10 protein-coding genes are annotated in these 15,045 nt (G+C 57.9%); 4 read left to right on the top strand and 6 right to left on the bottom strand.

Annotated elements, in window-relative coordinates; genetic code table 11:
• Positions 1-69: 69 nt before the first annotated feature.
• Positions 70-2,394, bottom strand: coding sequence for a peptidoglycan glycosyltransferase PbpC (pbpC, locus tag BJ887_RS02115; protein WP_063156702.1), 2,325 nt, complete (start codon positions 2,392-2,394; stop codon positions 70-72).
• A 1-nt stretch (position 2,395) separates the two neighbouring features.
• Positions 2,396-7,357, bottom strand: a complete 4,962-nt coding sequence (locus tag BJ887_RS02110; protein ID WP_121339145.1) for an alpha-2-macroglobulin — start codon at positions 7,355-7,357, stop codon at positions 2,396-2,398.
• Positions 7,358-7,642: 285 nt separating this feature from the next.
• On the opposite strand from BJ887_RS02110, the gene BJ887_RS02105 reads away from it, so the two are divergent.
• The 4 genes from BJ887_RS02105 to BJ887_RS02090 all read left to right on the top strand — a co-directional run bounded on the left by BJ887_RS02105 (position 7,643) and on the right by BJ887_RS02090 (position 12,276).
• Positions 7,643-9,187 (top strand): PTS transporter subunit EIIC, encoded by a 1,545-nt coding sequence (locus BJ887_RS02105; protein WP_121339143.1) that lies wholly within the window; start codon positions 7,643-7,645, stop codon positions 9,185-9,187.
• 12 nt (positions 9,188-9,199) lie between these two features.
• The gene (locus BJ887_RS02100; RefSeq protein WP_121339141.1) at positions 9,200-10,567 is read left to right on the top strand and encodes a 6-phospho-alpha-glucosidase; all 1,368 of its coding nucleotides are present in this window, start codon (positions 9,200-9,202) and stop codon (positions 10,565-10,567) included.
• Positions 10,568-10,657: 90 nt separating this feature from the next.
• Positions 10,658-11,506, top strand: a complete 849-nt coding sequence (gene sseA / locus BJ887_RS02095; RefSeq protein WP_121339139.1) for a 3-mercaptopyruvate sulfurtransferase — start codon at positions 10,658-10,660, stop codon at positions 11,504-11,506.
• Entirely contained in the window at positions 11,506-12,276 is a 771-nt protein-coding gene (locus tag BJ887_RS02090; protein ID WP_121339137.1) for a MurR/RpiR family transcriptional regulator, read from the top strand. The genes sseA and BJ887_RS02090 overlap by 1 nt, the downstream gene beginning before the upstream one ends.
• A gap of 17 nt (positions 12,277-12,293) precedes the next feature.
• Here the strand turns inward: BJ887_RS02090 and sseB are convergent, their stop codons facing one another.
• From sseB to fdx, 4 genes are all read right to left on the bottom strand, one after another.
• The gene (sseB, locus tag BJ887_RS02085) at positions 12,294-13,070 is read right to left on the bottom strand and encodes an enhanced serine sensitivity protein SseB (protein ID WP_020883025.1); all 777 of its coding nucleotides are present in this window, start codon (positions 13,068-13,070) and stop codon (positions 12,294-12,296) included.
• Between the two features lie 96 nt (positions 13,071-13,166).
• Positions 13,167-14,453, bottom strand: a complete 1,287-nt coding sequence (pepB, locus tag BJ887_RS02080; protein ID WP_020883024.1) for an aminopeptidase PepB — start codon at positions 14,451-14,453, stop codon at positions 13,167-13,169.
• 53 nt (positions 14,454-14,506) lie between these two features.
• Positions 14,507-14,707 (bottom strand): Fe-S cluster assembly protein IscX, encoded by a 201-nt coding sequence (gene iscX / locus BJ887_RS02075; RefSeq protein WP_014171178.1) that lies wholly within the window; start codon positions 14,705-14,707, stop codon positions 14,507-14,509.
• A gap of 1 nt (position 14,708) precedes the next feature.
• Positions 14,709-15,044 carry an ISC system 2Fe-2S type ferredoxin gene (fdx, locus tag BJ887_RS02070; RefSeq protein ID WP_014171179.1) on the bottom strand — a complete coding sequence of 112 codons (336 nt, stop codon included), beginning with the start codon at positions 15,042-15,044 and terminating at the stop codon, positions 14,709-14,711.
• Position 15,045 lies beyond the last annotated feature (1 nt).

Here is a 15,045-nt window from a genome sequence, read left to right as displayed (position 1 = left end):
ATTCAGGTAACATTTTTTTAAAATGAGACGAAGATTAGCAACAGCTCACAGCAGAAGAGACGTTTAACGCTACTGCAGCGTGAAATTCACCGTCGCCACCTGCCCCGCTTCATCCATCACCAGCACCTGATAATCGCCTGATTTATCAAGCTGCAAGGTGTAAACCCGGCTCTTCACCGCCAGCGGTTCGCCATTCAAAAACCACCAGCGTTCACCGCTATTGCCGGTGGCCTGTAGCGGTAACGAGACGCGGGATTCCCCCGGCAGACGCTTGATAACCGCGCCTTCACGCACGCCAGTCAACATCAGCGGTGCAGGTGAGTCCTGCGACAAGGGCGGACAGGTAGCCGATGGCGAAGGGATCCGTGCTGAGCGCCGCTCGGCTGCAGGCAGCCAGGGTTCCAGCGGCAGCGGCCAGACATCCAGAACTTTCTCGGTCGCATCCGGGCAGTCTGCCGCCACGCGTTTGCCCTCTTTATCCAGCCAGACCGGGAAACGGATCCCGCGAATACCTTCCTGTTCCGGTAGGAGCAATGTCGGCGGCTCGCTGCCGTCCAGCAGCCAGGTCGCCAGGCGACGACGGCAATTTTCGCTCCCTTCCGGCAGCGACTGGCCGCCCGGCCAACAGATGACGCCGCGCCCCACACCGTCAGGACGCGGGTCGCGTGGCAGACGCGCCTGATCGAGCGTTGAACCAGACTGCAGTACATTATTCACCTGGTTAAGCAGAGGTACCGCGCTCGCAAACCCAAACTGACCCGCCACAGGCGTGCCGTCCGGTCGTCCGGTCCAGATCCCAATAACGTAACGGGCATTCAGCCCTACCGCCCATGCGTCACGGTAGCCATAGCTGGTTCCCGTTTTCCATGCCAGAGGTACCACCTGCGGCAGCGCATTGTCCGGCAGCGGCTGCGCCTCATTGGCCAGAATACGGCGAATGATCCACGCCGAGCCCTGGGATAACAACGGCCGCTCTGACAGGGGATCGCCTGGCTGTAAGCGCAGCCGGCCCGCTTTACCGTGTCGGGCGAACGCGCTATAGGCCGCGGTGATATCGGCCAGCCGCGCCCCTGCCCCGCCCAGGATCAGCGATAAATTCGGCTGTGCGCCAGCAGGTAAAATCAGCGGCAAACCTGCATTACTCAACATCGCAGCAAAACGTTTTGGTCCGTATGCCTCGAGCACCTGCACGGCGGGCAGATTAAGGGAACGTACCAGCGCTTCACTCATACTCACCGGCCCATGAAACCCACTGTCGAAATTACCCGGGCGATAATCCCCCGTTTTTCTTGGAACATCCTGGAGCAGCGATGCCGGGTGGATCAAACCGTCGTCCAGCGCCATACCGTAGATAAAGGGCTTGAGCACCGATCCCGGCGATCGGATCGCATTCACCATATCCACATGGCTAAACCGGGTGTCATCGTTAATGTCGACCGATCCCACCCAGCCACGCACTTTCATATCCGTGTGATCGACGACGATCATTGCCAGCGAACTGCGTGCTGGCAGGCGGGATTTCCAGTTCATCGCCAGTTCTTCAAGCTGCCGCTGCAGGGACGCATCTAAGGTAGTCACAATTTTAGTATCGCGACTTTTGCTGAGCATCATGCGCGAAAAGAGCGGTGCCAGCTGCGGCATTTGCCGGGGCGCCAGCCATACCGCTTCTTCACGGGACTCCTTAACCTGGCTTGCCGACCAGACGCCCTGCGTCACCATCCGGTCGAGCACTTTGTTGCGTGCCGCTTCTGCACGTTCCGGCCAGCGGTCAGGACGCAACCGGCTTGGCGCCTGCGGCAATACGGCGAGCAGCGCCGCTTCGGAATAGCTGAGCTGCGAAGGTGGTTTGCCGAGGTAGGTCCAGCTTGCCGCACCAATCCCCTGCAGCGTACCGCCAAACGGGGCGCGGTTAAGATAAAGCGTGAGGATGTCGCGCTTAGAGAGGTGCCACTCAAGCTGCATGGCTCGCCAGAGCTGACGAATTTTGCCACCAAAAGTGCGCGGATGCGGATCCAGCAGGCGCGCCACCTGCATGGTGAGCGTGCTGCCGCCTGAGACAACCCTCCCGGAGGTAAGATCCTGCCAGGCGGCGCGCAGCACAGAGAACGGATTCACGCCTGGATGGTCCCAGAACCAGCGATCTTCATACTGGATCAAGGCTTCAAGATAGCGGGGAGAAACCTCTTCGAGAGTGACCGGATAGCGCCAGATCCCTTCGCTGTCGGCAAAACGCCAGAGCGGCGTGCCCTTTTCGTCCACCACCACCCGTGCGGGGTTGACCTCTTTCAGAGGCAACGGCCACAGGCGATCAGCGGCCAGGATCAGCCCCCATAAAACGAGAAGCGCTCCCGCCAGCCACAGCCAGCGGGAGCGTATCAGACGTACAAGCCGCATATTACGGTACAACAATCAGCGGGCCACTGGCCGCACCTGTTGCCCGCCACTGCGGAACATACATGGACTCCACCATCGGGACCGGCACCTCATAGGTTCCCGGCGTCACGGCGCGCGCCAGATAAACCAGCGTGACCGGCTGCCCTTCGTTAACCGGCACCGCCGCCACAAAGCGATCGTCGCGGAATTCCATATGCTGAATATCCGCCTGCTGCATCTGACTGAGCAGGTTCTGCACTTCGCTGCCGCTGTCCTGCAGGCTGGCGCTGCTGCTCGCCAGGTTCTGGTTTTCCAGTTCCAGTCCCGCCGGGAGGAGATCGACAACCAGCGCATCCGGCACGTTCTGGCTGGCCTTCACTTCAAGCCATACCAGCACCAGCTCGCCGCTCTTCAGTGACGTGAGCGACTTTGTGCTGCCGTCGGTTGCCAGAATATGGCGTTCAATCTGCAGCACGTTAGACGATGGCTGAGGTGCAGATGCCGGATAACCGGTGCTATCAAGGCGTACCCACAGCGGTGTGCTACCGGTATTGGTCACCTGCAGCGCGCCAAGCTGGTCGCCGTTCACGTTCTGTACCTGGGCTTTATCACCGCCTGATGCGGTATCCGCCAGAGACGTTTGCGCCTGCCATGTGCCGGACAAAGTTTGCAGCGAGCGTCCGGCCAGGAACAGGGCGTTACTCTCCTGGGTCGAGAGCCAGCGCTGGCTGAAAGCTTGTTCCGACAAGGCGGTCAGCAGCGTATTTTGCGCATCCGGCAGAAGCTTGTACTCCTCAAGCAGAGAGAGCATCAGCGCATTATCACGAAGCGCACTGCCATAATCGGCCATCCAGTTCTTGCTGTCGTTACGCGGCGTTTTGATGGCCAGACCCAGCGCCTGCTGGCTGCGCGGTGCGTCGCCCATCAATTTAAGCGCCATCCCCAGTTGCATCAGCGGTAGCCCGGAAGCGGCCTGTCCGTGACGCTCCCAGATTTCACGCAACGCACCAAGCGGGGCCTTTTGCTGGCGAGCCAGCACCAGCGCGGCATAGGCCTGCACCGCAAATTTACTGGCCTGGGTATCATCGCTGTAGCGGATGGACATCATGCCCGGGTCCTGCAGGTAACGCAGCAAGCGGCTGTTGGCGTTGTTAACCGCCTCAGCAGGCACGCTGTAGCCCTGCTCGCCTGCACGAACCAGGAAGTCAGTGACATAGGCGGTGAGCCAGTACTCCTCCGGACCGTTTTTATCCCAAAGCGCGAAACCTCCGTCATCACGCTGCATCTGCAGCAGACGGGAGATTCCGATATCAATGGCCGCACGGCGCTTGTCATCTGTATCCCCTTTGATGCCAAGCGCGGTCAACTGCGCCGCGTTGGTGTAGAGCGACGGGAACAGACCACTGGTGGTTTGCTCCAGACAGCCATACGGGTATGCCTGCAGCTCACGAATATAGCGCGCCAGATTCAGAGGCGGTTTCCCGCTCAGCAGCAATTGTCCCTGTAGCGTGGCAGGAGAGAAGCCATTAAGGTGCTGCGCCGGTGCACTCCACGACTCACCGGGATTCAGCATGGCACCGGTGTTAACGGTCTGCGCCGGGAATGCCGGACGAACGCCGATTTTCCAGCTCTTCTGTTGTGCAGCGAAAGTCTCGCCCGGCAGCTGCAGGCCGGTCACCTGAGCGGTCACTTCACCGTCACCGTAACCATCCAGTGCACGTACCGGGATAAACAGGGTGCTGCGCGCGCCCGGCGGTAACTTCACGGGCTGCGGCTGTGCGCCCTCAAGCGACAGCTTGCCGGTAGCGGTAAAGGCAACGTTCAGCGTTTGCGGCTGGTCCGTCAGGTTGGTCACATCCAGCGTCAGGCGTGAGGTATCGCCGCTTGCCAGGAAGCGCGGCGTGTTCAGTTCGGTAATGATTGGGGCGGCGACAATCACTTTACCTTCGCTGCTGCCGAAATCATCTTCCGTCCAGGCCTGCGCCATCAGACGCAGCTCGCCATTGAAGTCTCCAATGGGCAGCGCCACGGTCCCTTCACCGTTAGCATCGAGCTCGACCGGCTGCGCCTGCTGGGCAATGATAGTCACGTGGTTCACCGGTGGTTTACCGCCGCGCTTAAGCTCATCGCCGTCACCACCAAAGCGCAGTGCAGCCATGCGGCCCTGCCCTTCAATGACCTGACCGTAAATATCGTAGATATCCGCGCCGTAGCGCTTCTGACCGAAGAACGCTTCCCACGGATCCGGGGTAACGTAATCGGTGATGTTCAACACGCCGCTGTCCACTGCCGAGATCAGCACATTCACTTTCTGCGGAACGGCGCCTTCTTTGACGCTGGCCTTCACCTTCACGGACAGCGTCTGGTTTGGCCGCATTTTCTGCGGATTTTCCAGCGCGACATTCAGGCGGCGATTCTCATCGCCCATCGGCAGATGCAGTAACCCGACGGCACGTTTCGGCGTCGCTGATTTGGATTTATCGCCAGGGCGTACCACCAGCGTGCTGAGATAGAGATCGTGACGTTTCCAGGCCTTATCCACCGGGATTGAGAGATCGAGTCCGTTGGCCGGTACGTCGATCTCTTTCCACCACAGCGGCCCTTCGCTGGACTCGATCATCGCATAGCCTTTACCCGCCGCCGGGGCAGCGATATGCAGTTGGATGGTATCTCCCGGCTGATAGGAAGGCTTGTCCAGTTTCATGGTCACACGGTCAGGGCGAGCGGCACCGGTGCCGTCGCTATTATCCTGCCAGCTGTAGCCGGCCCAGAAGCGCACGCTGCTGACCATGTCGTCCGGCGCTTTGACCTCCAGACGGTACGAGCCCCACTCCACCGGGAAGGTCACTTTACCGGTTTCATCGGCCTTGAGGGTCAGCTCCTGCTCGCCCTCCACCAGGTCTTTCTGATCAAACTGTGACTGCCAGCCATCGCTCTCTGACCAGTTCCAGTAGTAGTCACGGCGCTCACGGATCAGGCGAACCTGTAACCCGGAAACCGCCTTTTTTGCCCCGCTGGCATCGGCATAGACGATATCAAAGCTGGCATTGCCGTTTTCATCCACGATCGGCTGGTTGACGGTAGTGTCAGTGCGGTAGTCGTAAACGGCCTTACTGGCAAACTGAGGACGGATACCCGGCAGATCGGCCGCCGGCCAGATGGCCTGCTCAGCACGGCGCGTCACCGGGCGACCGCCCGATTCCAGAAGGCTGGCCTGCAGGATCAGCTGCAGCGGTGAATGCGCCTCTTTCCACTGGCTTTCGGTCGAGACCTGTCCGCGCCCCTGTTCATCAAGGGTTAGCTGAACTTCATCCAGGCTGCGGCTCAGGTTCTCTTCGGCGATATCACCGAACTGGAAGCCCGGTAGTGCAGCGACGGCTTCGCGCAGCGGTCGCAGGAAAAGCTGGCCTTGCAGGGAATTTCCGTTGGCAGGTGCGCCATACAGGTAATAACCCGCAATGTTAAAGTCGACGTTATCCTCGGTGGAAACCGGCGCTTTTTGTCCCGTCAGATTAAGCGCCATACGCTCCGGCATAAAATCTTCAACGTGGAAATCCCACAGGCGCTGTTGGTTATCGCCGGTATTGGCGCGGATATGCCACATACCGGTCTGCGCCCCGCAGTCCAGGGAATAATTGAAGCGATAGAGGCCGTTCTCAGGCTGGACGACAACCGTGCGTGCCACCTGTCCGTCCGGGCGCAGTACGTCGAGTTTAACCGGCTGGGCAGGAAGCGGTTTACCGTCGCTGTCGCGCAGCAAACCATTGAGGATCACCGTTTCGCCAGGGCGATAGAGATCGCGCGGGCCAAACATAAAGAATTGCTTGCTGTAGCCTGGGCTACCTGCGATATCAAACTCCGCCAGATCGAGGGCCGGAAGCTTGAGGTCAAGCAGCGTGGTCTGTCCGTCTTTGCTGGCCAGAATCAGCGCGGCTTCTTTGTCAGTCTCAAGTTTTGCGTGGCCGTCAGCATCGCTGTTCGCTTCGGCAAGCGTCTGCCCTTTATCATTCAACAGGGTGACGGTAACGCCGGATTGCGCCGCGCCATCTTCCAGGCTCTGGGTGAAAATATCCAGACGGTTATGATAACGGTGAGCGGACAACCCAATATCACTTAAGGTAAAGAGCGTCGCGGCATTGCTGTAGTTATAGTGCCCGGCCTGATTCATGACCGCGATGTACACGCCTGACTGCTGGAGCGGCTTAATATCCCGCAGCGGCAACAGCAGTTTTTCACGGGTGTTGCGTGCCGGATTGAGGTCAAACCGGCCGGTATACACCAGGTCCGCCATTTTGAGCAGATTATCGGACTCCCAGTTGGTCAGGGAGTTACGGTACTCCCACTGGCTGACAAAGGAGGCCAGGGATTCAGGCTTCACGCGGTAGAAATTCACGTCAACATTGTTGACGTTGAGCGCCATTACCGGCAGACCTTCCACCACCTTGCCCGGCAGCAGCGAGCCACGGCTGGCAAAACCGACCGTCGGTTCAACATCCCGGGTAGTCAGGGCTTTTTCGTAATCGATACCAAATGTCGCTTTGTTCAGCGCCTGCAGATCACGTTCAACGGTGACAACCAGATTGCGGTTGGGTTCCAGATGGCGCAGGCGTAGCTCTTTCAGGTTAGGTGCGAGTTCCCACGCCCCGTCAACCTTGCCGCTTTTTTTATCCACCACATGCACTGTTTTGGCGAAATCCTGATCGGGATTAAGCGGAACAGAGAAGGTCAGCACCAGCGTGGCCGCGCCATCAAGCTGCACCTCTGAAGTATCCAGCAGGGTGAGCGCTTTGCCCTGACTCTGTGCCGCCAGCGTTGCCAGCTTTTCAGCGTCCGGCTTTTCCGGTGCTTTCGGTGCTTTCGGTGTCGTTGCTGTGGATGCTGCGGGAGCCGCAACCTGAGAGTTATCGTCGCTGTTATCACAGCCGACAAGCGAAAATGTGGTAAGCAGCGCGAGAGAAATCGCGGCTAAGCGAAACGGTGTCATCCTTTGTCCCTGGCCCATGGAGCCTGTTGGTCGTCTTCCGGATAAGTATTATCCGCAAGTTTCATTAATACAAAAAGTCTAATTTTAGAATCTGGAAAGCACCTCGCAGAGCGACGACGCCTTTACTCAGGCACTGCTATGCCGATCACAGTCGCAAACGTCACATGTTACCTTTTACGTCATTTGTTTTTAAAACAAGAAGATAGCTGGATTACCTCGCCTTTAGCCTGCTAGCTTTAAGCTCAAGACGCACCCCGAGTGCGCGGTTCACTAAGAGAGACAGTCATGAAACGAGCCGTGAACGCCCTACAAAATTTCGGAAAATCGTTGTACGGACCGGTACTTATCTTACCGATCGTCGGTCTGTTTATCGCATTCGGTAACGTCCTGGGGAACGGTAACCTCGCAGAGTATGTGCCGTTTCTCGGCCATCCGCTGATTCAGCATGTTGGTCAGCTTATCGCGAAATCGGCCGTGTCAGTACTGGTTAACCTGGCGCTGGTGTTTGCCGTCGGGATACCGATTGGCCTGGCCACGCGTGATAAAGGCTATGCGGCCCTGATCGGCCTGGTGACCTTTGTTGTTTTCATTAACGCGATGAACGTTACGCTGCAGCTCCAGGGCGAACTGGCCCCCGCTGACCAGATGAAAGCCGCCGGGCAAAGTATGGTGCTGGGCGTGCAGGTGCTGGAGATGGGCGTTTTCGCCGGGATCCTGACCGGGGCGCTGTCCGGATACCTGTACAACAAGTACTCCGGCGTACAGTTTAACGGCGCGATGGCCATCTATTCCGGCCACTGTTTCGTCGCCATCGTCATGCTTCCTGTCTCAATGCTGCTCGGCGTCGTGATGAGCGAACTGTGGCCATTTGCCCAGCATGGCATCAGCGCACTGGCGCTGGCGATCAAAGGTTCCGGGCCTTTTGGGGTGGCCATTTACGGCTTCCTGGAACGCATTCTGGTGCCGACCGGCCTGCATCATCTGGTCTATACCCCCTTCCTGTATACCGAACTTGGGGGTACGCAAGAGGTATGCGGCACGGTTTATCAGGGCGCACGCAATATCTATTTCGCCGAAATGGCTTGTCCGGAAGTGAAGCAGTTGAGCAGCACGGTAGTGTGGGACGCGCGCGGCATCAGCAAAATGTTTGGCCTGCCCGCGGCGGCGCTGGCGATGTACATGACCGCCAGGCCGGAGCGCAAAGCGGCAGCCAAAGCCATCCTGATCCCGGCAGCATTAACCTCTTTGCTGGTGGGCGTTACCGAGCCGATTGAGTTTTCGTTCCTGTTCGTCGCTCCGCTGCTGTTTGTGGTACATGCGGTGCTGACCGGCATCGGCATGATGCTTTTCTCCCTGTTCGGTGTTCATGCCATCGGCGCTAACGGAATTATCGATTTTATTCTTTATAACCTGCCGCTCGGCACGGAGAAGTCCAACTGGCCGATGTACATCGTGGTCGGGCTCATCATGTTCGCGCTCTATTTTGTGGTGTTCCGCTTCCTGATCCTGCGCTTCAACATGAAGACGCCGGGACGCGAGGATGACGATCAGGAGACACGCCTGTACAGCAAACAGGAGTATCAGGCGAAGGTGAACAATGACGGGCTGGGTGAATCCATCGTGGTGGGACTGGGAGGCCGGGAAAACATTGAGGTAGTGGATAACTGCTACACCCGCTTACGCGTCACGGTGAAGGATGTCTCCATCATCGACGAGCCGCGTCTGAAAGCGACCGGCGCGAAAGGGATTATCAAACAAGGTAACAACGTTCAGGTGGTCTACGGGCTGCATGTCAAAAAAATGCGAGAAGCCGTTGAGACGTTTCTCTGAGAGGAGCTAAAGATGTTTACACCCCCTTTTATTCTGTCGATTGCCGGTGGCGGCAGCACCTATACGCCAGGTATCGTGAAAAGCCTGATGGTACGCCTGCAGGACTTCCCGCTGGCCGAGATTCGCCTCTACGATATCGACGAAGCACGCCAGAACACCATTGCATCGGTGGTGGAGAAGGTCATTCGCGACCATAGCCAGAGCATTACCTTCACCGTGACTACAGACCCGGAAGTCGCGTTCAGCGGGGCGCACTTTGTCTTCGCCCAGATGCGTGTCGGCCAGTACAGAATGCGTGAGCAGGATGAGAAGATCCCGCTGCGCCACGGCGTGGTGGGCCAGGAAACCTGCGGTCCTGGCGGGCTGGCATACGGCCTGCGCACGATCCTGCCGATGGTCGAGCTGATCGACCTGGTGGATCGCTACGCGCATGAAAAAGCCTGGATCGTGAACTATTCCAACCCGGCAGCGATCGTTGCGGAAGGGGTGCGCCGCCTGCGACCGGACGCCCGCGTGCTTAATATCTGCGATATGCCAGTGGCAGCGATGCGTAACATGGGGGCCATTTTGGGTGTGGACCGCCACAAGCTGGAGGTGGACTACTTTGGTCTGAACCACTTCGGCTGGTTTACCCGCGTGCGGGTGGACGGCGAGGACAAGCTGCCGGAACTGCGTCGGCATATCGCGAGGTTCGGCCTGCTGACGGAAGATGCGGCCAAAACGGATCCGCAGCACTCGGATCCGTCGTGGGTGAAAACCTGGCGCAACATCAAGCCCATCATGGATAACTTCCCGGAATATCTGCCAAACCCCTATCTGCAGTACTACCTGATGCCAAACCAGATTGTGGAGCATCAGAACCCGGACTATACCCGCGCGAACGAAGTGATGAACGGGCGTGAGAAAAAGCTGTTTGCCGCCGCAGAAGAGTATAAGCGTACCGGGATTTTACCGGATGCCTTCCACGTGGGCGTCCACGGCGAGTTTATTGTCGATGTCGCCTGCTCGCTGGCATTTAACCTGCGTCAGCGCCATCTGGTAATGGTGGAAAACCGCGGGGCGATAACCAATCTGCCGTACGACGCGGTGGTGGAAGTCCCGGCCTACATCACCTCTGAAGGGCCAGAGCCTATCCGCGTGGGTCGGGTCCCGCTGTTCCATCAGACGCTGCTACAACAGCAGCTCGCCTCTGAACAGCTGCTGGTGGAAGCGACCATTGAAGGCAGCTACGAAAAAGCGCTACAGGCGTTCACCCTGAACCGTACCGTGCCCACCATGGAGCACGCAAAAGCGATTCTTGATGACATGATTGACGCCAACCGTGACTACTGGCCTGCGCTGCAAAAAGCCTGGCAGAACGGTGAAGCGGTGAAAAAATAGGGTCGTGCTCGCGAGTTGAACGTGGTTTGCTTGTCGGTGTCAGAAAAAACACCGACAATCCTTTTTTACGGAAAAGAATGGAGGCAACCCATGTCCACCTCATATTTTGTCGCCGCCGACTGGCTGATTGAGCACGGTGACGATCCAGAAGTACAGATTATTGACGCGCGTATGGCACCTGCCGGGCAGGAACACCTTCGCGATATGGTCGCAGAATACCGCGCAGGGCATTTGCCGGGCGCGGTATTTTTTGATATTGAAGCCCTGTCCGACCATAACTCCCCTCTCCCGCACATGCTGCCGCGCCCAGAAGCGTTCTCCGTGGCGATGCGCGAACTTGGCGTTAATCGTGACAAACACCTCGTGGTTTACGATGAAGGTAACCTCTTCTCCGCACCGCGCGCCTGGTGGATGCTGAAAAACTTTGGCGTGGAGAAAGTCTCAATTCTGGCAGGCGGCCTCGCGGGCTGGAAGCGTGATGAACTGCCATTACAGCAGGGCGACGTGACGCTGCCGGAAGGCGAGTTCGACGCGACGTTTGATGCGCATCAGGTAAAACGTCTGACCGACGTGCTGGTGGTCAGCCATGAAAAAACGGCGCAAATTGTCGATGCCCGCCCTGCAGCGCGCTTTAACGCCCAGGCGGATGAACCGCGTCCGGGGCTGAAGCGCGGCCATATTCCCGGCGCGTTGAATGTGCCGTGGGGCGATCTGGTGTTTGAAGGTGAATTAAAAACGACCGATGAGCTGCGCGCCATTTTTGATCGTCAGGGCGTGGATTTGCGTCGTCCCGTTATTGCCAGCTGCGGGTCCGGCGTCACGGCCTGCGTGGTGATTCTGGCGCTCGCCACACTCGGTGTAAACGACGTGACGCTCTATGATGGCGCCTGGAGTGAATGGGGTGCACGAGACGATTTGCCCGTTGAACCGGCCAAATAATGGATAACCGTCTGGCCACGCTGTTAACGCGCGGGGCGTCACTGACCCGCGCGGAATATCGCGTGCTGGCCCACCTGACAGATCATCCTCTGCTGGTGGGCAATATTACGGTGCGCGAACTGGCGCAGGCGACGTTCGTCTCAACCGCTACCATTATGCGTTTGTGTCAGAAATTAGGCTTCAGCGGTTTCAGCGAATTTATCTGGCACTGCAAACAGCTGTTAACCGAGACGCCGTATATCGCCGCGCAGGCACAACAGCGCCCGGAACTGCCGGCGCTTTTCAGTCAATTTATCGCGAACTATCAGCAAACCTTTCAGTGGGTAACGCAGGAGAAGCGCGCGCAATTTTCGACGTTACTGCGCCAGAAAGAGAGCTTCTTTCTTTATGGCGCCGGCTTCTCTTATCTCTTCGCCGAGTACCTCACCAAGAAATTGCAGGTGCTGGGCAAAACGGCGTTTATTTCCGGGCCGGGGGATAGCCGGAACATTTTCCTCAGCAACGCTGCGCGGTATCAGGTGTTTATCGCCGTCTCACGCAGCGGTGAAACCGAACAGGTGCTGGATAAAGCGCGGATCGCGAAAAACGTGGGGATGACGGTCGTGGCTTTTACGCGCGCTTCGGCCAATACGCTGGCGGGAATGGCAGATTTGCACTTTGCCTTATATGACGAGGCGGTACATTACGCCGCAGAAGCCGCTGGCGTGACGTCGTTTGAGTCGAATCTGGTCCTGCTGATGGATTTACTGCTACTGGAAGCGACGGGGTGAAAAATCACCCCGCGTAATCAGATAATGCGGGTGGTTTTGAGATCGCGCAGGAATCCGCCCCAGCGACGCTCGTAAAACGGCGTGATGTGCTCGGTAATAAAGTGGCTGATGCCCTTCTCATCCTTCTTCACCTGACAGATATCGATCGGCTCATCACCCGGCAGCGTATCGGTGGCAACACTGCCCGCAGCCTGAATAATCTCCTCGATATCGCCATCTGCTTCAATGCCAATCAGCAGTACCGGCTGTTCATCCGTGCTCTCTTTAACAGAGCAGAGGAACGCGCGCCTCACGGGTTTGAGGGTTTTGAATAGCGTGGTCAGCGAATCAATCATCTGCGCAGGGGGTTCGGCTACTTCAGACAACAGCAGCGTTTCGCCCCCTTCCAGCACTTCCTGCGTACTGAGCGGGTTGCCCTCCTCGCCAATCAGATGGTTGATTTCACGCGGGGTGAACTCTTTCCCGGTTGGCAGTTTGGCGTTGAGGAACAAGGTCTGGCCCAGCGTCATTTCGAACAGAGTGCGCACCGGCATCACCACGAACGCCTGCTCGTCTTCAACAGCCTGCTGCAGCGCTTCCAGCGAGGTGAAGAACGGGATCACCGACGTGCCGTCGTCTTTCTCCCAGTGGAGCAGGTCCAGCGCGCTGTCTTCAACAACCTGTTCGCCTTCCGCTGCGGTACCCGGAACCCAGACGGTGGACTCCAGCAACGTGCGGAAAAATGCCGGACGGTGGGCGGGCTCGGTCGCCGCCTGTTCCAGCAGAGTTTCTAATTCGTTTTTCGTTTCAGACATAGTTTTGCTACTTCAACATAATGTCGGCTGGCGCAAAGCTAACAGGCCTACAAAACCGTAGGCCCGGACAAGCACAGTGCCGCCGGACAAAGACAATTACTCGGCAGTCAACAGGTTCGCGATAGTACGCACGCCCAGTCCCGTTGCCCCTGCAGACCACTGCTCAACGGCCGCTTTACGGTAGGTTGCGGAGCAGTCGATGTGCAGCCAGCCTTCGTGATAGTTCTCAACGAAGTGAGACAGGAAGCCGGCCGCCGTGCTCGCACCCGCCGGATAGGCTGCGCTCGCGGTGTTGTTCAGTTCGGCGAAGTTAGACGGCAGCTGGCTGCGGTGGAATTCGGCCAGCGGCAGACGCCAGAACGGTTCGTTCTCCGCGGCCGCGCTTGCCAGCAGACGGGCTGCCAGTTTGTCGTCAAAGCTGAACAGCGCATGGTAGTCGTTGCCCAGCGCGGTTTTCGCCGCACCGGTCAGGGTCGCCATGTCGATAATCAGCTCTGGCTTCTGCGCAGACGCGTCGATGAGACCATCGGCCAGCACCAGACGACCTTCCGCATCGGTGTTCATCACTTCCACGTTTTTACCGTTACGGTAGCGAATGATGTCGCCGAGCTTAAAGGCATTACCGCTCACCATGTTGTCCGCACAGCACAGGTAAAGCTTCACGCGCTTGTTCAGACCGCGCGTAATGGCAAACGCCAGCGCGCCAGTGATGGTTGCCGCACCGCCCATATCGGACTTCATGGAGTCCATGAACGCGCTCTGCTTCAGACTGTAACCGCCGGTATCGAACGTGATGCCTTTCCCGACCAGGCAGGCAAATACCGGTGCTGCTTTATCACCGGTTGGGTTGTAATCCAGCGCCAGCAATACCGGAGGACGCTCGGAACCGCGACCCACGGTGTGGATCCCCATATAGTTCTGCTCGCGCAGGTCTTCACCTTTGGTGATGCGGTAAGACATTTTGTCGCCCGCCACGCCGCACAGCAGGTCAACGGCGCGCTGCGCAAGTTGTTCAGGACCCAGCTCTTCTGCCGGGGCGTTAATGGTATCGCGCACCCAGTCGATAATGGTCAGACGGCTTTCCAGCTCTTTCTGACCCGCTTCGTCGAGCGTCGCCCACTCGATTTTACGGCTGCCTTTCGGTCCTTTGTAACCCGCCCAGAATGCCCAGCTGCGGTCGATATCCCAGCCTTCGCCGTCCAGGGTGACATGTTTAATGCCCAGACCATCAATTTTGCGCGCCGCGCGCTGGATCAGACCCAAATCATCGTTGCCAGTCAGGTGCAGGGTAATACCGTCGTTGTTGATACTGTAGGTGGCTTTCTCGCCCCAGCGCGCGTCAGCAGGCTGATTCGAGATCGTAATCTTCATCGCTTCGGTCATTTTATTTATCCTTATTAGCAAACGGGCCGCCTGAAGGCAGCCCGTAAGGTGATTTATTCTGCTTCATCTAACCAGACTAACAGAATCGCCTCCAGAATTTTTTCATTGGATGCGTTTGGATCGTCGTCAAAATCGTCTAAATCGCAGATCCACTGATGCATATCGGTGAAGCGTACGGTTTTAGGATCGAGATCGGGGTTAGCGTCGTAGAGCGCTTCACCGATTTCACGGCTGTCAGTCCACTTCAGTCCCATATCAGTGCTCGCGTGCGTGGTTGATGGTGTAGCGTGGGAATTCCACGACCAGATCTTCATCGGTCACCAGAGCCTGGCAGCTCAAACGGCTGTCTGGCTCCAGACCCCATGCTTTATCCAGCATGTCGTCTTCATCTTCGGTGCTCTCGGCCAGAGAGTCAAAACCTTCACGCACGATGCAGTGGCAGGTTGTGCAGGCACAGGATTTTTCACAGGCGTGTTCCACTTCGATACCGTTACGCAGGGCAACATCGAGAATGGTCTCACCGGTCTTCGCTTCCAGAACAGCACCATCCGGACAGAGGTCCGCATGAGGCAAAATAACAATCTTTGGCATA

The sequence above is a fragment of the Enterobacter sp. WPR_3_1 genome, assembly GCF_003635055.1.
Classification (GTDB): Bacteria; Pseudomonadota; Gammaproteobacteria; order Enterobacterales; family Enterobacteriaceae; genus Enterobacter; species Enterobacter ludwigii.
Note: the sequence above shows the minus strand (reverse complement) of the source record. Positions and strands in the feature narration are given on the sequence as shown.